Below are 22,053 nucleotides of genomic sequence, written 5' to 3'. Positions count from 1 at the left end.
TTTCGGCAGTCGAACGTCTGCACTTTAGTACGGGGTTGTCCAGTTATGTCGACGGGCCTGTAACAGCGGTTAGAGGGCGGATCGGCGGCGGGAATGGCCGGGGCATGAACCACAACACCCCGCTCTCCCCCCGCCCCCTCCGTCACCTCGCCGACGTCCAGCGACGCGTGATGAGCACCGCCCAGCTCCGCGCCCACGGCATCTCCGCCGCAGACGCCGCCGCCCACTGCCGCCCCGAGGGCCCCTGGCAGCAGCTGCTCCCCGGCGTCTGCCTGCTGCACCCCGGGCCGCCGACCAGTGAAGAGCGCCTGCACGGCGCCCTGTTGTACGCGGGGCGACCGCCGGCCAGGGCCGCGAAGTCCGTCCCCGCACAGCCCGGCGCCGGCGCCCCCCGCGCCCCGTACGCCGACGCCCTGGTCACGGGCCTCGCGGCGCTCGCCCTGCACCGCTTTTCGTCGGCGCCCCCGTTGCTCTCCCTGGACCGCGTCGACGTACTCGTCCCGCGCACCCGGCGGCTGCGTTCCACCGGGTTCGTGCGGCTCGTGCGGGCCCCGGCGATGCCGACCGCCGTACAGATCGCCGGAGTTCCGGTGGCCCCGGTGGCGCGCGCGCTCGCCGACGCCGTGGCGGGGCTCTCCGAGGCGGGTGCGGTGCGCAGGCTGCTCACCGAGGCGGTGCGCGGCCACCACTGCGAACCAGCCGCCGTCGTACGCGAGTTGAACCAGGCCAAGCTGCTCACCCGCCCGCATGTCGTGGACGCGGTGGACTCGCTGCTCGCCGAGGGGCGGGCCATCGCGGAGGACCGGCTGTACCAGATGGTCGCCGAGCACGGCCTGCCCGATCCGCTGTGGAACGTCGACCTGCGATTGCCCGGCGGTCCGTACCTCGGCGGCGTCGACGCGTTCTGGCCGGACCTGGCCGTGGCGGTCGAGCTGGACACGCGCGCACCCCGGCAGGGATCGGGGGAAGGCCTCCGTGCGGGGTTCCAGGAAGCCCCGGGGCAGGACGACGACACACTGTGGTCCGAGCACGCCCGCAAGCGCGAGCATCTGGAGCGGCTCGGCATCACGGTCGTGCATGTGACCCCCGGGAAGCTGCGCGAGTCGCTCGAACAGCAGGCGACCGTCGTACGGACCGCGCTGATGGCCTCGGCCGACCGCGAGCCGGCGGCGTATGTGGTGGTACTGCCGCGCTAGCCACCGCGGGAGGGAAACGGAAAGGGGCGGGACCCGCACACCGGGCCCGCCCCCTCTCACGTACGCGACTCCGCCGCCGTCTGTCTCACTGGCCGCAGAACTCCGCGTCCCTGATCGTGATCAAGTCGCCTTCCAGGCTGTTGAAGTTCGCGGAGATCGCATGGCCGCCGCGCTCGGTCGCGAGGGTCATCGACGTCGAGCCCTGGATGTCGCCTCCGTTGCCCCAGACGAAGGTGCCGCAGGAGGTCGTGCGGCGCACCAGGCCGAGTCCGTACCGGTTGTCGGGCTTCTCCGGGTTCTGCTCGACGGTCGTCTTCATCTCGGCGAGCTGCTTCTTCGGCAGGAGCTTGCCGCGCAGCAGGGCCGTGTAGAAGCGGTTCAGGTCCGCCGCGTCGGAGATCATCCCGCCCGAGGCCCCCGCCATCGTCGGGTTGAGCTCCGTCACGTCGTGGAACGTGGCGTCCGGCGCCTCGGCCAGCTTCATGTACGCCCGTGAACTCGGCTTTGGCATCGAGGGGTCCGTCCCCGGCACGCTGGTGGCGTCCAGGTCGAGCGGCTTGATGATGCGCCGCTTGATCTCGTCCGCGTACGACTCCCCCGTCACCTTCTTGATGATCATTCCCGCGAGGAGGTAGTTGGTGTTGGAGTAGTTCCAGCCCTCGCCGGGATCGAAGTCCGGCTCGTGGCGCATGGCGATGGCGACCTGCTGTTCGGGGGTCCAGGTGTCGTAGCGGTGCGCGAGGAACTTCTCGGTGAACATCTTCTCCTGGTAGCCGGGGTCGGTCAGGACGTCGTAGATGCCGCTCGTGTGGTTGAGGAGCTGACGGATCGTGATGTTGTCCCCGTCGTGGCGGTTGCCCTCGACCACGCCGGGCAGCCACCGCCCCACCTTGTCGTCGAGGCTCAGCTCGCCCTCGGCCGCCAGCTGGAGTATCACCGTCGAGACGAAGGTCTTGGTGATGCTGCCGACGCGGTAGCGGTCGTGGGCGCCGCGCGGGCTCTGGCGTTCGAGGTCGCCGATGCCCGCCGCTGATTTCCAGGTGCCGTGCTTGTCCTTGACCTGCGCGGTCACGCCGGGGGCGTTCTCGTTGACGGCGGCCTCCATCGCCCGCTGCGTCGCCCGGTGCCGGTCCCCGTGCCCGCTCCCGCCGCCGGCTCCGGGCGCCCCCGCGAGTGCCGGTGCCGCGAACACCCCCGCCGTCACCGTCATGGCCACTCCCGCGGCCACCCCCGTCAAGCCTCTCCTGCGCGCTGCCATGTCTCCCCCAGCTGTTCTCGGACGTGCGGTTGGCCGGAGGGACTCGGGGGCCGCACGGGGAGGTTGACCGACTCACGCGGGTTGAGCGGGATTCAGCCCTTCTTGAGGATCAGTTCCGTGTTCCGGTCACCCGGTTCGCCGCCGAGCGCGGGCTTGGCACCAGGGGCGTTGAACGAGAGTTCGCGGTAGAGCGCGGCGAGGCCGGTCTGGGAGAGGTCGGCGTAATCCGTGCGGTGCGGGGCCGACGACTCGATGAGGGTGGTGAAGAGGGAGATCGTGCCGTCGTGGTTGTCGCTCAGCTCCACCACGCGGGCCAGCTGCGGGAAGTCGATGTGCGAGGCCGTGGAGACCTCCCAGAAGGAGCCCTGCGGGGTCTGGTGCGCGGTGATGGCGCTCTTGTGGCTGTGTCCGTTGACCCAGGCGAGGACGGAACGGTGGCGGGCGAGGAGCGCGACGATCTCGTCACCGCCGTGCCTGCCCTCGCGCGGACGCCCCGGGTCCTGGCGCAGATTGCGCATGGTCCTGCTGGTGTGGTGGCTGAAGACGACGACGTACGAACCGCCGCCGTCCTTCTTCTCGTTCGCCGTCAGCTCCCGCTCCAGCCAGTCCAGCTGGGCCGAGCCGAGCGAGCCCTCGTAGTGGCCGCCGGGGTCCGTCGAGTCCAGGCTGATGCCGAGCACGTCCTCGCTGACGCGGAAGGAGTAGTACTGGGTGCCCGAGTCGAGGTTCTCCTGCGTGTATCCGTGCCCGGCGGGTCCGTGGCCCTTGTACGCCGGGTCGAGGTGGGCTTCGACGTACTCGGCGGGGGTGAAGGGCGCGCGGCTCTCGTCCGGGGTGACCGAGCGCATGTGCCGCGCCTCGCTCTTCAGGAGCTCCTTGAAGTGCGCGCCCTTGGGGTCGCGGCCCTTCTTGACGGCCTTCCACAGGGCGGCGCCGCGCGGCTCGTCAAGTGACATCAACTTGCGTCCGCCCACGGCGAATTCGGAGAAGTACGAGTCTCCGGGACCCCAGCAGCCGCCGGGCAGCGCGTCGTGGTTGCCGACGGTCGAGTACCAGGGCAGGCCGAGGCCGGGGCTGTTGACCTCGCGGAGCGCCGCCTCCAGGAAGCCGTCGACCCGCGGGAAGCCGAGGGCCTTGTCGGAATCGCGCAGGTCGGCGTCCGGGTGCCAGTACAGCTTCAGGCCGCTGTCCTGGACACCTTCGTAGCGGCGCGGGTCACCGGTATTGGGGTTGATGCGCCCGCCGCTCATGGTCTTGAGGAACCAGTCGAGCTCGGAGCGGGAGTTGTTGTCCGTGTTGTCGCCCGTCGTCACCACGCAGTGCAGCGGCGATCCGGTGGCGGGCGCGCCGCGCAGCGCGTTGACCCGCTCGACGAGCGCGACCGCGCCGGCCACCGACAGAGCTTCCTGCGGGCGCCAGGCGCTCGCGGTCTGGGCGCGCAGATACTCGTAACGCAACGGATGTTGCACGTCGACCAGGTGCAGGTCGGTGAACTGGACGAACGCGGCGAGCGGCGTGCGTCGCCCCTCGCGGCCGTCCTTGGCGGCGGCGAGGTCGCCCCGGACGACCCGGTCCCAGGCGGGCCCGTCGCCGAGACGCCGGTAGCCGGAGGTGCCGCGGGGCGTCGCGACGGCGCCCAGGGTGGTGCCGCCTCGGTAGGGCGCGAGGGGGGCGGCGGGCGCCTGCCGGGAGAGCGCGACGGGGGCGGGGCCGCTGGGGGCGGCGTGGCTCGCGGCGGGCCGCAGGGCGTAGCCGATGCCCGCGGACAGGGAGACGGCTCCGGTGGTCGCCAGGAAGGCCCGGCGATCCACGGCGGAGACGGCGGAGTGGGCGGCGGACCGGGCGGCGGTGGCGACAGAGCGTATGCGCGGCATGGCGCGGTCTCCCCGATTCCAGACGAGTCGGCAGTGGTCGCGGGCAGCTCCGCACCATGCGGTGTTCTCGGATTTCCCGCTCGTACTGGATCGTTGGCATCCGGGATGACCTGCACGTTAACGAGACCGCAACGGGCAGCGCCGATCACCGTACGTGGATCATCGAGCACCCTGCGCGGTCACGCACCTCTCTCCGGGCGGAGAGGAGGCGGTCACTCCACGTTCATCTTCCGGGGAAGGGGAGGCGTCGCGGAGCCTCAGGCGGGCGTCGGCAGGTGTCCGTCGACGGGCCGGGTCCGCCACAGGTCGAGCCCGATGTCGACGAGCCCGACGCGGTCGAGACCGGGCACGGCGTCCAGGGCGTGCCAGGCCGCGAGGTCCGTGGAACCGTCCTGCTCGTGGCGCAGCTCGCCGCCGACGATCCGCCCCTCGTAGACGATCCGGAGGCCGTGGAAGTCGGCGAGGGCGCCGAGCTTGCGGGGATAGCGCCGGCGCAGCGAGTCGACGCCGAGCAGCGCGACGGGCTCGATGGCGTACCCGGTCTCCTCGTCGGCCTCGCGGATCACCGTGTCGTACGGGTCTTCCCCGTGGTCCATCCCGCCGCCGGGCAGCGTCCAGCGCTTGCTGCCGTCGCCCGCCACCCACCGGGCGAGCAGCAGCTGCCCGTTCCGCACGCATACGGCGTAGGCCGCCACCCGGAGCTCTTTATGCACGGATTGACGCTAGTCCTCCTGGCCGGGATTGGCAGCGGAGTACTCCGGAGCGGTCCAGCTCCAGGGGCTCGCGCCGGGGGTCTCCACCGCTTCGGAGAGGGTGAAGCGGACCGTGCGGGTCCCGTCGTCGGCGTGGTCGGTGCGGGCCGTTCCGGTGAGCTGGAGGGTGCTGCCGGTCCGCCAGTCCAGGAAGAGGAGCCCCGCGCGGGGGTCGGTGGCGAGGTTGCCGAGGGAGAGGAACATCGAGTTGCCGGGGTAGTCCCGCCAGGTGATTTCGCCGGGGGAAGGGACCTGGACGAAGCCGGGGTTGCCGCCCCGGTGGCTGGCGTCGGCGCCGTGCGGGTGGACGGTGGCGAGGAAGAAGGTGTCGGCCCCGGCCAGGAACGCGCGCTGTTCGCCGGTGAGCTTCGCTCCGCGGCGGGGCTCGGAGGGGCTGCCAGGAATGGCGCCCGGCAGCGGTTCCCGCTTCTGGATGTACTTCGGGCAGTTCGAGAAGACCTGGTCGGTCTCGATCGCCAGGCCCCGCGGGGTCGGGCGCGCCCGGCCGTTGAGCCGCACGCGGCGCCGGGTGCGGGGGTCGAGGGCGATGGTGCCCACGCGGGCGCCCTCTGCGGCAAGGGTGCTCGCGAGGGGGTCGGTCCGCAGGGGGCCGCCCGCGACGGAGATCTGGTGGGGCCCCGTGGCCCGTACGAAGCCGGGCTCGCCGGTGAGCAGCGAGGCCCATACGGCGCCCGCCGGGTCGGCGCCGCCGATCACGAGCATGGGCCGCTGTTCGAGGAAGGCGGCGACGACGGGGCGGATGCCGTCGCCCACGGACCGGCCCACGTGGTCGGCCGACTCCCGTACGCCGACGAGATCCTGAACGGCGCGGGAGCCGTGGTGGTACAGGGCCTGCGGGGTCATGTCACTCCTGCCGGGAGAGCCCCCGAGGGGGCGCGGGGAACTGCGCGACCAGCCACGGACAACCCGCGGACGGCGTGCGGCATTCCGCCGGGCAGGCCGCCGCGCAGGGCAAGTCCCGCTATACCCCGCCTTGTCGGCCATGGCGGGTGGCGGAATTGCGTCACGCCCTGATCACAGCTCGGACAACTCTCCCCAAACAGCAGTCACTTACGTAAGGCTGAGCGGTCATCCGGTTCCGGATTCCGGACCTTTTCGACCTTTACGTACAGGGATGCTGATGCACAGATCCAGTGCTAGACGCACGACCCGTCTCGCGATAGCCGTCGGTCTGACCGCCGCGCTCTCCGCCGCCGGGCCCATACCCATGGCCCTCGCGGCCGACGGGGACCCCGGGGGCCAGACCACCCCCAAGGCCGCCGGGAAGAAGCTCGGTTCGGCCGACGCCGATCTGCTCGCCGAAGCGCAGGCGGACGGCGAGAAGACCGTCACGATGATGGTCGCCACCACGCCCGGCGCGACGGAGCAGGTCGCCGACCAGCTCGACGCCGTCAAGGGCGGCTCGGTCGGCCGGACCTACGACAAGCTCGGTTACGTACGCGCGACCGTGCCCACCGCGAAGGCCGAAGCCGCTATCGAGGCCGCCGGGAAGCTGTCGTCCGTGCACGGCATCGACCTGCGGCACGAGATCGAGCTCGACGACCCGACGCCCGCCGCCGACCGGGCCAAGGGCGCGAAGACCGCCGCCGAGGGGACGTACTCCGGACCCGGCAGGAAGACCCCGGCGAAGAACCCGTACAACCCGTCCTTCGAGACGGGCGCCGTGGACTTCGTGAAGAAGAACCCGAAGGCGGACGGCCGCGGCACCACCATCGGCATCCTGGACTCCGGCGTCGACCTCGGTCACCCCGCGCTCAAGAAGACCACCACGGGCGAGCGGAAGATCACCGACTGGGTGACCGCGACCGACCCGATCGTGGACGCGGACGGCACCTGGCGCCGCATGACCAACCCGGTCACCGGCCCCACCTTCACCTGGGACAGCGAGACCTGGCAGGCGCCCGCGGGCTCCTTCCAGGTCAACCGCTTCCGCGAGTCGGCCACCACCGGCGGCGACGCCAAGGGCGACATCAACCGCGACGGCGACACCACCGACAGCTGGGGCGTGCTCTACGACCCGGCCGCCGGAACGGTCCGCGTAGACCTGAACAACAACAAGGACTTCACCGACGACGAGACGATGAAGCCGTACAAGGACGACCACCAGGTCGCCTACTTCGGCAAGGACGACCCGGCGACCGACGTCGTCGAGCGCGTCCCGTTCGTCGTCGAGATCCGCAAGGACGTGCCGACCGACCCGTACGGCGGCGACTGGGTCGGCAAGAAGGCCGACTTCGTCAACATCGGCGTCATCGAGTCCGAGCACGGCACGCACGTCGCGGGCATCACCGCGGCCAACGGCCTGTTCGGCGGCAAGATGAACGGCGCGGCGCCCGGCGCCAAGCTGGTCTCCTCGCGCGCCTGCACCTGGACCGGCGGCTGCACGAACGTCGCGCTCACCGAGGGCATGATCGACCTCGTCACCAAGCGCGGCGTCGACATCGTGAACATGTCGATCGGCGGACTCCCGGCGCTCAACGACGGCAACAACGCCCGCGCGATGCTCTACACGCGCCTCATCGACGAGTACGGCGTCCAGCTGGTGATCTCCGCGGGCAACTCCGGCCCCGGCGCCAACACCATCGGCGACCCGAGCCTGGCCGACAAGGTCATCTCGGTCGGCGCCTCCATCTCCAAGGAGACCTGGGCCGCCAACTACGGCTCCGCCGTGGAGAAGAAGTACGCGATGATGAACTTCTCCTCGCGCGGCCCGCGCGAGGACGGCGGTTTCGCGCCGGTCATCTCCGCGCCCGGCGCCGCCATCAACACCACACAGACCTGGCTGCCGGGCTCCCCGGTCGCCGAGGCGGGCTACACGCTCCCCGCCGGTTACTCGATGCTCCAGGGCACGTCGATGGCGTCCCCGCAGGCGGCGGGCGCCTCGGCACTGCTGCTCTCCGCCGCCAAGCGCGAGCGCATCGAGCTGACCCCGGCGAAGCTGCGCACGGCGCTCACCTCGACCGCGGACCGCATCCGCGGCGAGCAGGCGTACGCGCAGGGCACCGGCCTGATCAACGTGGTCGACGCCTGGGAGTCCATCGAGGACGCCGCGGACGCCAAGGACGCCGCGAAGGCGCACACGTACGCGGTGAAGGCCCCGGTCGACACCGCCCTGGAGCAGGAGCTGAAGAAGCCCGGCACCGGCATCTACGACCGCGAGGGCGGCCTGAAGACCGGCCAGAAGCGGGCGTACGACGTCACGATCACCCGCACCTCGGGCCCGGACCGCGGCGTCCGCCACGAGCTGGACCTGGTCAACAACCACGAGGACACGTTCAAGCTGCTCGGCGACGACGACGTGACGCTGCCGCTGAACAAGCCGGTCACCGTCAAGGTGCAGGCGAAGGCCGGGTCGGCGGGTCTGCACAGCGCCATCCTGACCGTCGACGACGAGCGCACCGAGGGCATCGACCAGCAGATCATGTCGACGGTCGTCGTCTCGGCGCCGCTCGCGAAGCCCGCGTACACGTTCTCGGGCTCCGGCTCGGTGCAGCGCAACAGCACCAAGTCGTACTTCGTGACGGTCCCGAAGGGCGCCAAGTCCCTGGAACTGGCGCTCGGCGGCCTGAAGGGCAAGAGCCAGACGCGGTTCATCGCGGTGCACCCGTACGGTGTCCCGGTCGACTCGACGTCGTCCCTGGTCTGCTACTCGAACTACGACAACCCGGCCAACACCTGCCGCCCCGACCTGCGTTCGTACGCCGAGCCGCAGCCGGGCGTGTGGGAGATCGAGGTCGAGTCGCGCAGGACGTCGCCGCTCCTGGACAACCCGTACAAGCTGGACGTGTCCGTTCTGGGTGTCGCCTTCGACCCCGCGGTGCAGACCGTTCCCGAGGCGAAGGTCGGCACCCCGGCGCCCGTCTCCTGGAAGGTCACGAACAACTTCGCCGCGGTGGACGGCAAGTTGAAGGGCGGCTCGCTCGGCTCCGCGAAGGCGGCGAAGCCGACCATCAAGCAGGGTGAGACGCAGACGACGACCGTGGTCGTGCCCGAGGGCGCGGAGCGGCTCGACGCCTCCATCGGCTCGCCGGCGGACTCCGCGGCGGACCTCGACCTGTCGGTCCTGAAGGACGGCGTGGTCGTGGGCTCGTCTGCGGACGGCGACTCGGAGGAGTCGGTCAGCGTCACGAAGCCGGCGGCCGGTACGTACGAGATCGAGGTGGCGGGCTACTCGATCCCGTCCGGCTCCACCGCGTACGACTACCGGGACGTCTTCTTCTCGGGCGCGCTCGGCTCGGTGAAGGTCGACGAGTCGGCGCCGGTGAAGCTGGCCAACGGGGCTTCTGCCCCGGTCTCGGCGGAGGTCGCGGCGGACGCGCCCGCCGCCGAGGGGCGCCAGCTGTTCGGTGAGGTGTCGCTCCTGAACGGGCGCGGCACGGTCGCCGGTACCGGCAGCGTGCTCATCGAGAAGGTGACGACGCCCTAGTCACCGGGTTCCTCCTCGGACGCCGGGCGGGCTGATGCTGATCCCTTCAGCCCGCCCGGCGTCCCCGAAGCACTCGCCGAACGCGGGACTCCGTCCTCGCCCTAGCACTGCGTGCCTTTCCCCTGCCGCAGTTCCCGCTCGGCCCAGGTCCGGCTCTTGGCGAGGTCCTTGTCTCCCTCGGACCAGACGTCCGGCGATGCCTCGCCCCTCGGGATGCCGATCAGGGTCCGGTCGCCGGGTCCGAGCCGCGGGTCCGCGTCCACGTCCATCACGAACGTGATCCGCTTCTCCCCCCTGGCCGGCTTGTAGTAGCGGGTCACGTCCAGGACGATCCGCTCGCTGACGCCGCCGGGGATCGGCTCGACCCGTTCCACCGTCCCCTCCACGATGAGGCGGGCGCAGGCCGCGTACGCCCCCGGCTTCCGGTCCGTGTCGTTCGAGCCGCCCCCGTCCGCCCTCTTGCCTCCTGTCCCGGACGCCACTCCCTTCGCCGCGTCGGAGTCCTTGTTCGCGGCGATCCCGCCCCCGCCCACCGCCGCCAGCCAGGCGAGCCCGCCCACCAGCGAGGCGGCAGCCGTGGCCGCGGCCAGGCCGAACGCCACCGTCACGCGCCGCCGCCGGAGTCCGGCAGGACGTACGCCGACGGGCCGGTCCGGCGCGGGCGTGGGCGTGGGCGCGGGAGCCGCCAGCGTCCGCCCCACCACCCCGAGCTGCTCGCGCAGCAGTGCGACGTCCGCCACAGCCGCCGCGTGCTCGGCCGCGAGCTCCGGGTCCCGCCCGGCGTCCCCGGGCAGCGGCTCGTCCGTGAGGGCCAGCATCAGCGCGTCGTACTCGTCCCCGGCCACCGTCACACCACCTCGCCCTCGTGCAGCCGCGTCCGCAGCACCCGTACCGCCGTATGCAGCCTGCTCTTGACCGTGCCCTCCGGGATGCCGAGCTCGTCGGCGATCGCCCGCACCGGCAGATCGGCGTAGAAGCGCAGGACGACGACCTGCCGCTGGGTGTCGGGCAGCGCGTCGAGACCCTGGGTCACGGCCATCGAAAGGGCCCGCGACTCCGCGCCGTCCTCGTCCGTCGCCTCCCGCCACAGCACGGCGAGCCGCTCCCCGAGCCGCTCCTGCCTGCGGCGCGCCCGGTGCCAGTCCATGGCGAGGTTCGACGCGACGACCGCCGCCCACGCGGACACGTCACGCGGCGCCTCGCGCCCGTCCGCGGCCCGCTCCAGGAGCTTGAGCCTGACCTGCTGGACCCCGTCGGGCAGATCGGCGTGCGGCACACCACCGAGCGCGAGCACCGCCCGCACCCGGTCCTCCTGGGCCGCGTCGAGCGGATCGACCCCCTCCCGCCGGCCCTGCCGGTCCCGGCGCATTCTTCCGCGCAGCAAGACACCCCTCCCGTCCCCGCGTTTCCCCTAGGACGCGGGGACGGTCCGAAACGTTCGGCGAGGGCGCGAGGAAGCCGCCGGGAATGTGACATCCCGAACTTCGGACAATGGATTGGACAAGGTGCACGTGGACAGACGCATGATGGAACCGGCGCAGGCCAAAGCCTGTGCCCATGCACATACGGAGGGTGTCCCTGTGAAGGTCGGAATCGTCGGAGCCACCGGTCAGGTCGGCACGGTCATGCGCAAGATCCTTGTCGAGCGGGACTTCCCGGTGGACGAGCTGCGTCTGTTCGCATCGGCCCGCTCGGCCGGCTCGACCCTCGACGGTGTGACGGTCGAGGACGCCTCCACGGCCGACTACAGCGGCCTCGACATCGTCCTGTTCTCGGCGGGCGGCGCCACCTCGAAGGCGCTGGCCGAGAAGGTCGCCTCGCAGGGCCCCGTCGTGATCGACAACTCCTCGGCCTGGCGGATGGACCCCGAGGTCCCCCTCGTCGTCTCCGAGGTCAACCCGCACGCGATCGCGAACCGCCCCAAGGGCATCATCGCCAACCCGAACTGCACGACGATGGCCGCCATGCCGGTCCTGAAGCCGCTGCACCAAGAGGCCGGGCTCACCGCGCTCGTCGTGGCGACCTACCAGGCCGTCTCCGGCTCGGGTCTCGCCGGTGTCGACGAGCTGTTCGACCAGGTCAAGAAGGTCGGCGACGACGCGCCCAAGCTCACGCACGACGGTTCGGCCACGGAGTTCCCGGCCCCGAACAAGTACGTCGCGCCGATCGCGTACAACGTCCTGCCGATGGCCGGTTCCATCGTCGACGACGGTCTGAACGAGACCGACGAGGAGCAGAAGCTCCGCAACGAATCCCGCAAGATCCTCGAGGTCCCGGACCTCAAGGTCTCCGGCACCTGCGTCCGCGTGCCGGTCTTCACCGGCCACTCCCTCCAGGTCAACGCCCGTTTCGAGCGTCCGCTGAGCCCCGAGCGCGCCACCGAGATCCTCGCGTCGGCCGAGGGCGTCGTCGTCACGGACGTCCCGACCCCGCTGGTCGCCGCGGGCAAGGACGACTCGTACGTCGGCCGCATCCGGGGCGACGAGACGGTGGAGAACGGCCTCGCCTTCTTCATCTCCGACGACAACCTCCGCAAGGGCGCCGCGCTGAACGCGGTGCAGATCGCGGAGCTGGTGGCGGCCGAGCTCAAGGGCTGAGGCCGCGCCCGATCGCTCGTACGCCGAAGCCCGATCGCTTGTACGCCGATGGGGGCGGGCCCGGATTCACTCCGGGCCCGCCCCTTTCGCGTCACTCGGCGTCCGCCCCCTTGGCACACCCCACGACGACCAGGGCCGCCGCCGCGAGGCCGGCCCCGAGCCACAGCACCTCCGTCGTCCCGAAGCCGTCCGCGACCAGACCGCCGGTCAGCGCGCCCAGCGCGATCGCCGCGTTGAACACGGCGGCGAACAGTGCCGACGCCGCGTCACGGGCGCGGGGCGCGGCGGCGGTGATCCACTGCTGGGTGGAGACGGAGACCCCGCCGTAGGCCAGGCCCCACGCGACGAGCAGCGCCACCGACGCGGGGAGCGAGCCGCCCGCGGGTCCGAGCAGCAGGACCACGGCGGCGAGGCCCGCGGAGATGGCGAGCAGTGTGCGGCGCGGATCGCGGGCCGCGAGGGCGCCGCCCGCGAAGTTACCGGCGATGCCCGCGACGCCGTAGACCAGGAGCAGCCCGCTGATCAGCCCCGCGTTCAGCCCGGGGACGCGCTCCAGGACGGGACGGACGTAGGTGTACGCGGCGAAGTGCCCGGTCACCAGGGACAGCACCACGAGCAGTCCCGCCCGCAGCCGCGCGCCGCGCAACAGCCCGGGGAACGTACCGAGCCGTACCGCCGCCGACGCGGGCAGCGGCGGGAGCAGGGTCGCGAGCAGCCCGGCGACCGCGAGCGCGAACGCCCCCATCACCACGAACGCCCAGCGCCAGCCCGCGAGTTCGCCGAGGAACGTACCGGCGGGGACACCGAGCACGGACGCCACCGCGATCCCGCTGAAGATCACCGTGGTGGCCCGCCCCGCCGCGGACTCCTCGCGCACGAGCCGTGCGCCGAGCCCCGCCGCGATGGCCCACACGCCCCCGATGCAGACCCCGACCAGGACCCGCGCGGCGAGCAGCACGCCGAAGGCGGGAGCGAGCGCGGAGGCGAGGTTGGCGGCGGCGAGCAGGGCCATCAGCGCGCACAGCACCGTGCGGCGGTCCGCGCGGCGGACGGCGACGGGGAGCAGCAGCGCGGCGAGCGCCGCGACCACGCCGGGGAGCGTGACGGTCAGGCCCGCGGTCCCGTCGGACACGCCGAGACCGGAGGAGAGGGAGGTGAGGAGGCCGACCGGAAGCATTTCCGTGGTGACGACGGAGAACGTGGTGGCGGCGACGGCGAGGACGGACGGCGGCAGGGAGCACCGCGGCTCCGTGAGCGCGGGGCGGGTGTCCCGGGTGGCTTTCATGAGGTCAAGCCTTCGCCGGGCGCGCGCGGGGAACAACGGCGAAGATCTCATCCTTGAATGAGCGAGGCTCATCGATATGGCGTGGACGAGGGGGTTGCCGGTGCTTGAGGTACGGGAGCTCGAATGCTTCATGGCGCTCGCCGACGAGTTGCACTTCGGCCGCGCGGGCGAGCGGCTCTACGTCTCGCAGAGCCGCGTCAGCCAGTTGCTGCGGGACCTGGAGCGGCGGATCGGCACGCGGCTCGTGGAGCGGTCGAGCCGGCGGGTGCGGCTGACTCCGGCGGGGGCGCGGTTTCTGGCCCAACTGCGCCCGGCGTACGAGCAGTTGAGCGCCACGGTGGACGCGGCGCGGGAGTCGGCGCGAGGAGTCACGGGGCGGTTGCGGATCGGCTTCCAGGGGACGGCGGACGCCCGTCTGATGCGGGCGATCACGGACTTCCAGGAGCGGCATCCGGGCTGCGTGACGGAGATCGTGGAGGTTCCGTTCGCCGATCCCTTCGGGGCGGTGCGGCACGGGGACGTGGACACGGCGATCGTGCTGCTGCCGGTCGAGGAGCCGGATCTGGTCCTCGGCCCGCTCTTCTCCCGCCAGCAGCAGACGGTCGCGGTGTCGGTACGCCATCCCTTCGCGGGCCGCGCCTCGCTGCACGCGGACGAGTTGGCCGGGGTTCCGCTGATCTCCGCGACGGCGCCGGCACCGGCGTACTGGCGTGCGGCACAAGCACCGTCGACCGCTACCGCGACCACCACCGCGACCACGCTCGCGACCGCGCCGGCGCCTCAGGTGCGCACCCTCCAGGAGGGCCTGACGCTGGTCGCGGCCGATCGCGGGGCGATGCTGCTGTGCCGTCCGACGGCGGAGTACCACGGGCGGCGTGACGTCACGTTCGTGCCGGTGGAGGGGGTGCCGGACTCGGTGCTCGGGATGGTGTGGCGGCGGGACGGGGAGACGGGGCGGGTACGGGAGTTCGCGGCGGCGGTGGAGGCGGCTTCCCGGGCTGGGTCCTAGCGGCGGACCTCGAAGTGGAAACAGCCGTACTCCACGGCCCTGACGTGCACGAGGGAGACTTCCGGGTCGGCGAAGGCCTCCGCGAACGCGGCGTCGAAGCCCTGCGTCGCCGGGTCCGGGATCTCCATCAGGCGTCCGCCGATGATGTGGCCTCGGGCGTTGTAGCGGCGGAGGGTGCGGAGGGCTCCGGGGCGGGCGAAGGGGTACTCGCCGCCGCTCGGCGCCGGGCCTTCGCATTCCTGCGCGTGGATGAACACCGGGCCCTGCTCGTCGTAGGCGCCGGGGTTGGCGCCGGTCTCCGCCGCCCAGCGGCGCAGGGGGGCGTACGAGACGAGGGCCACGCTTTCGCCGGGGGCGACGGGGCGCAGGCAGCAGCGGAGGGGGTCGCCTCCCTCGCTGTCGGTGTAGGGCTCGCAGGGGCGGCCTGCGTCGTCGGTGGTGCGGAGTTCTCTGAGGGCGGTGGGGGTGATGGGGAGGGGCGCGTACGTGGTGGTCATGGGTCGAGGGTCGCGCGTGGGGGTGGGTGGGGGCCGGCGGATTCCAGACGTTGCTTTTCCCCGACCCCGCCCCTTCCCGGCTGTGCCACATTGCGGCTCCGCCGCATGGCGTGCCTGAGCCCCGGACCTATCCGGGGCTCCGCCCCGGACCCCGTACAAGATGTCCTCAATCGCCGGACGGGCCGGCTTGGGGGAGATTGAGGACGAACTCGACGTAGCCGGTGATGACGGCCCCCAAGGCCCCGGGGCCCACTACCGCTACCGCTACCAACTACCCCGCATCCGCCGATACCCCTCCCCCAGCATCGCCAACTCCTCCCCCGTCAGCACGTCCTCCACCCGCGCGAACCCCTCGGGCGCCCTCTCGGCGACCGCCCGCAGCACCTCATCCACCGGCATCGCCCGATTGGCCAGGGCCACGGCGTTGGCGGGGCCCCACCGCTCCGCCTCGTAGGCCCGCAGCCCGCCGAGCCGGTCGGCCCCGGCAAGGGCCACGCACCGCGCCAGCGCCCAGGCGTCGAGGATCGCCTGCGAACCCCCGCTGGACCCCACGGGGTACATCGGATGGGCCGCGTCACCAAGGAGGGTCACGCCGCCGCGCCCCCACCAGGGCAACGGGTCCCTGTCCACCATCGGGTACTCCAGGATGCGCCCCGTCGAACCCGTGGCGGCGAGGAGCGCCGGCACGTCCAGGTCCCCGATCCGCCACCCGGAGAGGTGCGGCAGTACGTCCGAGAGGCGTCCCGTACGGTTCCAGTCCACCGGGCCCGGCGCCCCGTGGTGATGCACCGGAAACCGCACCTCCGCCACCCAGTTCAGCAGCGCACGCCCCCGTGTCTCCGCCTCCCGCGAGATCGGGTAGACGACGAGTTTCGTGGTCGCGTTGTTGCCCGCGATCACCATCGTCCGGCCCCCGAGCACGGGCTCCCACTCGGTGACGCCCCGCCACATCCGTACGCCGTTCCACAGCGGAGGCCCCTCGCCGGGATGCAGGCAGTTCCGTACCGCCGAGTACAGGCCGTCGGCCCCGACCAGGGTGCGCACCGGCACCGTGAACTCCCGCGCGCGGGCCACGTCCCGCAGCGTGACCCGCAGCGCCCCGGACCCCTCGGGCTCGGCGTACCGCACGAATGCCGTACCGGTCTGGACGGCGCTCTCGCCGAGGCGGTCGCGTACCGCGTCGAGAAGGATGAGCTGGAGCGCCCCGCGGTGCAGGGAGTACTGCGGCCAGTGGTGGCCGCGGGCCAGGCCGAGGGGCTCGCCCCAGATGTGGTTGCCGTGCCGGTCGAAGTGCAGGATGCCGGCGGTCGGCACGGCCGTGGCGGCCAGCTCGGCCCCGAGCCCGAACTCCGTCAAGGCGCCCACGGCGTGCGGGAGGAGGTTGATGCCGACCCCGACGGGCCGCAGCGCGTCCACCGCGTCCACGACCCGCACGCCGACGCCCGCCGCGTGCAGGCCGAGCGCGGTGGTGAGCCCGCCGATCCCGGCTCCCACGACGAGTACGTCGATCACCGGGCGCACCCCGCACTACACGATCGCCCCGGCCGCCCCGGCCGCCCCGGTTGCCACGGCCACCCCAGTCGCCCCAGTCGCCCCGATCTTCGCGAGCGCGGTAATCGTGGCGCTCCCGGTAATCGGCGTGGCCGTCGGAGTGACCGTCGGAGTCCCATGGACGCTCCCCCCGGGGCGTGAGTCGACGCGCGGATGCTAGTGGCACGGCAGCCCGCCAACAATGCCGCACGGCGGCCGTCGGACAATGCCCCGCCACGTCCGCGGACCCACGTGGAAGGATGGCCGGAAACGCCACAAGTCGTACCTGAGGAGATGACCGCGTGCCCGGCACCAATCTGACCCGCGAAGAGGCGCAGCAGCGCGCGAAGCTGCTCACCGTTGACTCGTACGAGATCGATCTCGACCTCTCCGGCGCACAGGAGGGCGGCACCTACCGTTCGGTGACCACGGTGCGCTTCGACTCCGCGGAGGCGGGCGCCGAGACGTTCATCGACCTCGTCGCCCCGGCGGTCCACGAGGCCGTCCTGAACGGGCACTCGCTGGACGTGGCCGCCGTCTTCCGTGACTCGCGCATCGCCCTGAAGCACCTGCGGGCGGGGCCCAACGAGCTGAAGGTGGTCGCCGACTGCGAGTACACCAACACCGGTGAGGGCCTGCACCGTTTCGTCGACCCGGTCGACCAACAGGCCTATCTCTACACGCAGTTCGAGGTGCCCGACGCGCGCCGCGTCTTCGCCTCGTTCGAGCAGCCCGACCTCAAGGCGACGTTCCGGTTCACCGTGAAGGCGCCGTCCGGCTGGGCGGTCATCTCGAATTCGCCGACTCCCGAGCCCAGCAACGACGTCTGGGCCTTCGAGCCCACGCCGCGCATCTCGACGTACATCACGGCGCTCATCGTCGGTCCGTATCACTCGGTCCACAGCTCGTACGAGGGTCCTGGCGGCCAGTCGGTTCCCCTCGGCATCTACTGCCGGCCCTCGCTGGCCGAGTTCCTCGACTCGGACGCGATCTTCGAGGTCACGCGGCAGGGCTTCGAGTGGTTCCAGGAGAAGTTCGACTACGCGTACCCCTTCGCCAAGTACGACCAGCTCTTCGTGCCGGAGTTCAACGCGGGCGCGATGGAGAACGCGGGCGCGGTGACCATCCGCGACCAGTACGTGTTCCGTTCGAAGGTGACGGACGCGGCGTACGAGACGCGCGCGGAGACCATCCTCCACGAGCTGGCCCACATGTGGTTCGGCGACCTGGTGACGATGGAGTGGTGGAACGACCTCTGGCTGAACGAGTCGTTCGCCACGTACACCTCCATCGCCTGCCAGGCGTACGCGGAGAACTCGCGCTGGCCGCACTCCTGGACGACGTTCGCCAACTCCATGAAGACGTGGGCGTACCGTCAGGACCAGCTGCCCTCCACGCACCCGATCATGGCGGACATCCAGGACCTCGACGACGTCTTGGTCAACTTCGACGGCATCACGTACGCGAAGGGCGCGAGCGTCCTGAAGCAGCTGGTGGCGTACGTCGGCGAGGACGAGTTCTTCCGGGGCGTGCAGGCCTACTTCAAGGCGCACGCGTTCGGCAACACGCGCCTGTCCGACCTGCTCGGCGCGCTTGAGGAGACCAGCGGGCGCGACCTGAAGACCTGGTCGAAGAAGTGGCTGGAAACGGCCGGCATCAACGTCCTGCGGCCCGTGGTGGACGTCGACACGTCCGGCAGGATCACGTCGTTCGCGGTGAAGCAGGAGGCGCCGGCCCTGCCCGCGGGCGCGAAGGGCGAGCCGACGCTGCGCCCCCACCGGATCGCGATCGGTCTGTACGACCTCGACGAGGCGAGCGGCAAGCTGCTGCGCACGGACCGCGTGGAGCTGGACGTGGACGGCGAACTGACCGCCGTGGACGATCTTGTGGGCCGCGAGCGTCCCGCGGTGATCCTCCTGAACGACGACGACCTCTCGTACGCGAAGGTACGTCTGGACGCGGAGTCGCTCGCGTTCGTGACGGAGCACATCGGTGACTTCGAGGCGTCGCTGCCGCGGGCGCTCTCGTGGGCGTCGGCGTGGGACATGACGCGGGACGCGGAACTGCCCACGCGGGAGTACCTCTCCCTCGTCCTGTCCGGCATCGCCAAGGAGTCGGACATCGGGGTCGTGCAGTCCCTGCACCGCCAGGTGAAGCTGGCGCTCGACCTGTACGCGGCCCCTGCCGGGCGTGACGCGGCGCTCGCCGAGTGGACCGAGGCGACGCTCTCGCACCTGCGGTCGGCTCAGCCGGGCAGCGACCACCAGCTGGCGTGGGCGCGGGCGTTCGCGTCGACGGCGCGTACGCCGGAGCAGCTGACGCTTCTCGAGGAGCTGATGTCGGGCAAGCAGGCCATCGAGGGCCTCGCGGTGGACACGGAGCTGCGCTGGGCGTTCGTGCACCGGCTCGCGGCGACGGGCCGGCTCGACGAGGCCGGGATCACGGCGGAGCTGGACCGCGACAAGACGGCCGCGGGCGAGCGGCATGCCGCCGCCGCGCGGGCGGCGCGGCCCACGCCGGAGGCGAAGGCGGAGGCCTGGGCCTCCGTCGTCGAGTCCGACAAGCTCCCGAACGCGATCCAGGAGTCCGTGATCTCCGGCTTCGTCCAGACGGACCAGCGTGAACTCCTCGCCCCGTACACGGAGAAGTTCTTCGCGGCGGTCAAGGGGGCGTGGGACTCCCGCTCGCACGAGATGGCGCAGCAGATCGCGGTGGGTCTGTATCCGGCGCTCCAGGTATCGCAGGCCACGTTGGACGCGACGGACGCGTGGCTGGCCTCGGCGGCTCCCTCGGCGGCCCTGCGCCGCCTGATCACGGAGTCCCGCGCGGGTGTCGAGCGGGCCCTGCGGGCGCAGGAGGCTGACGCGTAGGCCCTGTCGGCCGGGGCTGCTCCGTGCGGGGCGGCCCTGCGGCCCCGCTGCCCGGCGAGGCGACCGGCGGTCCGCCACACGCCCTACAAGCCCGCCGCTTCGCGGCGGATGTCTCCCACCCACCCACCCGTTTACCCGGCGTCCGCGGGGGCGGGCGGGACGGGCGTGCCCAGGGGCTCCACGGCCCGGACCGGCCGCCCGCCCGTTCACCCCGCATCCGCAGGGGTGGGCGGGACGGGCGCGGCCAGGGGCTCCATGGCCCAGGCCACCCCGGCCACCTGCCCGTTCACCGCGCATCCGCAGGGGGTGGGCGGGACGGGCGCGGCCAGGGGCTCCACGGCCCGGGCCGCCCCGGCCACCCACCCGTTCACCGCGCATCCGCGGGGGGGCGGGCGGGACCGGCGTCTGCAGGGGCTTCACGGCCCCAGCCGCCCCGGGCACCCACCCGTTTACCCCGCATCCGCAGAGTGCTCGGGTGGCGTCGGCGGGAGAGCGGGCGCGCGCAGCGCGGCATGTGTGGCGGGGGCCCGCGGAGGGGCTGAGGCGCCGAGGGGGACGGAGTGGTGGCGGCCCCGGCGTAGGGGGGTCGCCGCTACTCCGGCTCCGCTCCCCGCACAGGCACCGCCGACCGCAACGCCGACAAGACCCTGCTGACCCCCGCCCCGCCCGCCGCCCCCCGGCGCACCGCCGCCACCACATGGCGGCGGGGCCGGTCCGCGGCGAGGGCCCGCATCACCACGCCGTCACGCCGCTCCGCCGCCATCCGCGGCACGAGCGCCACCCCCATCCCCGCCTCCACCATCGCGAGGATCGCCGTCCACCCGGCGGCGGAGTGCGCCTGCTCGGGCGTGAACCCGGCCCCCTCGCACGCCGCCCGCGTGATCTCCGACCAGGGCCCGCTGCCCCCGAAGATCCACGGCTCCCCGGCCAGATCCGCGAGCCGCAGCCCCTCCAACTCCGCCAGCGGATGCCTGCCGGGCAGCGCCACGTCCAGCGGGTCCGCGAGGAGCGACTCCCGCGTGAAGCGCGTGTCCGCGTCCGCGGCGGCAGGCGCCGTCACCGCGAGGGACAGGGCCACGTCCACCTCCCCCGCGGCAAGGAGTTCGTACGCCTCCGCCGCCTCCGCCTCGCGGACCCGTACCGAGATCCCCGGCGCCGCCGCCCGCAGCTCCCGCACCGCGGGGACCACGAGCGCGGGCACCGCGGTCGAGAACGCACCGACCCGCACCTCCCCCGCCTCGCCCTGGGCGTACGCCGCCAACTCGGCGTCGGCCTGCTCCAGTTGCGCGAAGACCGCCTCCGCGTGCCGCAGGACGAGATGCGCCGCGTCCGTGAGGCGCACCCGCCGCCCGTGCGCCTCGAGGAGCGGCACCCCCAGTTGCTTCGCGAGGTTGGTCAGTTGCTGCGACACCGCCGACGGCGTCATCCGCAGCACGTTCGCCGTCGCCGTGACCGTCCCCCGCTCGCTCAACGTGCGCAGGATCTGCAGCTTCTTGATGTCCCACTCGCTCATGGAGTCAACGTACCGACTGGTCACGGGAGGCGTTCCCGCGGTCAGGGGAGCTGTTCCCACCGTCAGGAGAGGTGTTCCCGTGCGACGCGGGACGCGCCCCCTCCTTCGCGCGCGCCGCACCCAGCACGACCCCGCCCAGGATCAGCCCCATGCACATCACCTGAAGCCACCCCATCGCCTCACCGAGCACCGCGAAGGAGAGCAGGGCGACGCACACCGGCTGGAGGTAGTAGATGACTCCGGCGCGGGCGGCGCCGATGATCGAGATCGCCTTGTTCCAGGCGAAGAACGCGATCGCGGACGAGACGACGCCGACGTACAGGAGCGGCGAGAGGGTCCCGGCGCTCGGCGTGAAACCGCCCTGCACGGCATAGCTGGCCACAAACACCGGAAGCAGCATCAGCGCGCCGAGCACGAACGTCGCGAAGAGGAACGGCAGTCCGCCGATCTCCGCCGGCTTGCGCTTGAGCAGTGCGCTGTACGAGCCGAAGGAGAGCGCCCCGGCGATCACCCACAGGTCACCCGGCGCGAAGTCCATGGAGAGCGACCCCCCGGACACCAGGACCACGACGCCCGCACACGCGATCAGCATGCCCGTCACCCGGCGTACACCGAGCTTGGTCCCGCCGAGGCGTTCGTACACCGCCATCAGGACGGGCGACGCGGCCATGATCATGCCCATGTTGCCCGCGGTGGTGGTGACGCCGGCCTGGTTGACCAGGGTGTTGTAGACGGTGACGCCGAGCAGGGAGGCGAGGAGAAGGAAGCGGATGTGCTTGCGGAGCAGGGCCCGCTGCCGCCACGCCTGCCGCGCCGCGAACGGCGCCACCGCCGCGATCGCGATGATCCACCGCCAGAACGCGTGCTGGATGGGCGGCACGCTGTCGGCCAGGGCGCGCGAGGTGACGAAACTGCCCGACCAGACGACGGTGGCGAGCGCCGCGAGGGCGAGACCGAGGCCGATGGGGCCCGCGGCCCGCTGCGCCTGCGCCTTGCTCGCCACCGTCGGTGCCGACACGGTGTGAACGGGGGTCGTCCGGTCCAGGACAGTCACTGATATCCCTTGTCTCTCTCCCGGTCGCGCCGGGAAAACACGAACCCCGCCGAGGTGGACACCACCCGGCGGGGATCTCTCGTCTGATTCGCCTCGATCGCGCTGATCGCGTTGATCTCGCTGATCGCGCTGGTCTCGCTGATCTCTTGGTTGGCGGGACTACCGTCGCAC

General features: G+C 72.1%; 16 protein-coding genes. 5 read left to right on the top strand and 11 right to left on the bottom strand.

Annotation, left to right across the window (positions count from 1 at the left end; translation table 11 throughout):
- Window positions 1–104: 104 nt before the first annotated feature.
- The gene (locus tag IE226_RS08545) at window positions 105–1,196 is read left to right on the top strand and encodes a hypothetical protein (protein WP_190080418.1); all 1,092 of its coding nucleotides are present in this window, start codon (window positions 105–107) and stop codon (window positions 1,194–1,196) included.
- A gap of 85 nt (window positions 1,197–1,281) precedes the next feature.
- Here IE226_RS08545 and IE226_RS08540 read toward each other — a convergent pair whose 3' ends face one another.
- The 4 genes from IE226_RS08540 to IE226_RS08525 all read right to left on the bottom strand — a co-directional run bounded on the left by IE226_RS08540 (window position 1,282) and on the right by IE226_RS08525 (window position 5,944).
- A complete protein-coding gene (locus tag IE226_RS08540; protein ID WP_229870636.1) occupies window positions 1,282–2,406 on the bottom strand; it encodes a serine hydrolase domain-containing protein in 1,125 nt (374 codons plus the stop codon).
- Between the two features lie 140 nt (window positions 2,407–2,546).
- Window positions 2,547–4,328, bottom strand: a complete 1,782-nt coding sequence (locus IE226_RS08535) for a TIGR03767 family metallophosphoesterase (RefSeq protein ID WP_190080416.1) — start codon at window positions 4,326–4,328, stop codon at window positions 2,547–2,549.
- 257 nt (window positions 4,329–4,585) lie between these two features.
- A complete protein-coding gene (locus IE226_RS08530) occupies window positions 4,586–5,041 on the bottom strand; it encodes an NUDIX hydrolase (protein WP_190080415.1) in 456 nt (151 codons plus the stop codon).
- A 9-nt stretch (window positions 5,042–5,050) separates the two neighbouring features.
- The gene (locus IE226_RS08525) at window positions 5,051–5,944 is read right to left on the bottom strand and encodes a pyridoxamine 5'-phosphate oxidase family protein (protein WP_190080414.1); all 894 of its coding nucleotides are present in this window, start codon (window positions 5,942–5,944) and stop codon (window positions 5,051–5,053) included.
- 271 nt (window positions 5,945–6,215) lie between these two features.
- Here IE226_RS08525 and IE226_RS08520 point away from each other — a divergent pair, with 271 nt between their 5' ends.
- A complete protein-coding gene (locus IE226_RS08520; RefSeq protein ID WP_190080413.1) occupies window positions 6,216–9,527 on the top strand; it encodes a S8 family serine peptidase in 3,312 nt (1,103 codons plus the stop codon).
- Between the two features lie 101 nt (window positions 9,528–9,628).
- Here IE226_RS08520 and IE226_RS08515 read toward each other — a convergent pair whose 3' ends face one another.
- Window positions 9,629–10,372 (bottom strand): hypothetical protein, encoded by a 744-nt coding sequence (locus tag IE226_RS08515; protein ID WP_229870634.1) that lies wholly within the window; start codon window positions 10,370–10,372, stop codon window positions 9,629–9,631.
- A gap of 2 nt (window positions 10,373–10,374) precedes the next feature.
- Window positions 10,375–10,911, bottom strand: coding sequence for a sigma-70 family RNA polymerase sigma factor (locus tag IE226_RS08510; RefSeq protein ID WP_373306909.1), 537 nt, complete (start codon window positions 10,909–10,911; stop codon window positions 10,375–10,377).
- Window positions 10,912–11,107: 196 nt separating this feature from the next.
- Here IE226_RS08510 and IE226_RS08505 point away from each other — a divergent pair, with 196 nt between their 5' ends.
- The gene (locus IE226_RS08505; RefSeq protein ID WP_190080412.1) at window positions 11,108–12,124 is read left to right on the top strand and encodes an aspartate-semialdehyde dehydrogenase; all 1,017 of its coding nucleotides are present in this window, start codon (window positions 11,108–11,110) and stop codon (window positions 12,122–12,124) included.
- A 91-nt stretch (window positions 12,125–12,215) separates the two neighbouring features.
- On the opposite strand, the gene IE226_RS08500 is transcribed toward IE226_RS08505, so the two are convergent.
- Entirely contained in the window at window positions 12,216–13,409 is a 1,194-nt protein-coding gene (locus IE226_RS08500; RefSeq protein ID WP_190080411.1) for an MFS transporter, read from the bottom strand.
- Window positions 13,410–13,485: 76 nt separating this feature from the next.
- On the opposite strand from IE226_RS08500, the gene IE226_RS08495 reads away from it, so the two are divergent.
- Complete coding sequence (locus IE226_RS08495) at window positions 13,486–14,418, top strand: LysR family transcriptional regulator (protein WP_373306908.1); 933 nt, start codon at window positions 13,486–13,488, stop codon at window positions 14,416–14,418.
- Here the strand turns inward: IE226_RS08495 and IE226_RS08490 are convergent.
- Entirely contained in the window at window positions 14,415–14,915 is a 501-nt protein-coding gene (locus IE226_RS08490) for a DUF1203 domain-containing protein (RefSeq protein WP_190080410.1), read from the bottom strand. The genes IE226_RS08495 and IE226_RS08490 overlap by 4 nt on opposite strands.
- Window positions 14,916–15,179: 264 nt before the next feature.
- Window positions 15,180–16,427, bottom strand: a complete 1,248-nt coding sequence (locus IE226_RS08485; RefSeq protein ID WP_229870631.1) for a flavin-dependent oxidoreductase — start codon at window positions 16,425–16,427, stop codon at window positions 15,180–15,182.
- Window positions 16,428–16,747: 320 nt separating this feature from the next.
- On the opposite strand from IE226_RS08485, the gene pepN reads away from it, so the two are divergent.
- Window positions 16,748–19,315 (top strand): aminopeptidase N, encoded by a 2,568-nt coding sequence (gene pepN, locus IE226_RS08480; protein ID WP_190080409.1) that lies wholly within the window; start codon window positions 16,748–16,750, stop codon window positions 19,313–19,315.
- 592 nt (window positions 19,316–19,907) lie between these two features.
- Here the strand turns inward: pepN and IE226_RS08475 are convergent.
- Together IE226_RS08475 and IE226_RS08470 are read right to left on the bottom strand one after the other, a co-directional pair.
- Window positions 19,908–20,828, bottom strand: coding sequence for a LysR family transcriptional regulator (locus IE226_RS08475; RefSeq protein WP_190080408.1), 921 nt, complete (start codon window positions 20,826–20,828; stop codon window positions 19,908–19,910).
- 4 nt (window positions 20,829–20,832) lie between these two features.
- Window positions 20,833–21,846 carry a DMT family transporter gene (locus tag IE226_RS08470; RefSeq protein WP_229870629.1) on the bottom strand — a complete coding sequence of 338 codons (1,014 nt, stop codon included), beginning with the start codon at window positions 21,844–21,846 and terminating at the stop codon, window positions 20,833–20,835.
- Window positions 21,847–22,053 lie beyond the last annotated feature (207 nt).

Source organism: Streptomyces longisporoflavus (assembly GCF_014649775.1).
GTDB lineage: Bacteria > Actinomycetota > Actinomycetes > Streptomycetales > Streptomycetaceae > Streptomyces > Streptomyces longisporoflavus.
This window is presented reverse-complemented; position numbering and strand designations above follow the sequence as displayed.

Bases quoted from the DNA above. Each gene is read 5' to 3' on its own strand.
- IE226_RS08495 (WP_373306908.1), top strand. From the start codon at position 13,486: ATGGCGTGGACGAGGGGGTTGCCGGTGCTTGAGGTACGGGAGCTCGAA.
- IE226_RS08500 (WP_190080411.1), bottom strand. From the start codon at position 13,409: ATGAAAGCCACCCGGGACACCCGCCCCGCGCTCACGGAGCCGCGGTGC.
- IE226_RS08525 (WP_190080414.1), bottom strand. From the start codon at position 5,944: ATGACCCCGCAGGCCCTGTACCACCACGGCTCCCGCGCCGTTCAGGAT.
- IE226_RS08475 (WP_190080408.1), bottom strand. From the start codon at position 20,828: ATGAGCGAGTGGGACATCAAGAAGCTGCAGATCCTGCGCACGTTGAGC.
- IE226_RS08535 (WP_190080416.1), bottom strand. From the start codon at position 4,328: ATGCCGCGCATACGCTCTGTCGCCACCGCCGCCCGGTCCGCCGCCCAC.
- IE226_RS08540 (WP_229870636.1), bottom strand. From the start codon at position 2,406: ATGACGGTGACGGCGGGGGTGTTCGCGGCACCGGCACTCGCGGGGGCG.
- IE226_RS08545 (WP_190080418.1), top strand. From the start codon at position 105: ATGAACCACAACACCCCGCTCTCCCCCCGCCCCCTCCGTCACCTCGCC.
- IE226_RS08520 (WP_190080413.1), top strand. From the start codon at position 6,216: ATGCTGATGCACAGATCCAGTGCTAGACGCACGACCCGTCTCGCGATA.
- IE226_RS08490 (WP_190080410.1), bottom strand. From the start codon at position 14,915: ATGACCACCACGTACGCGCCCCTCCCCATCACCCCCACCGCCCTCAGA.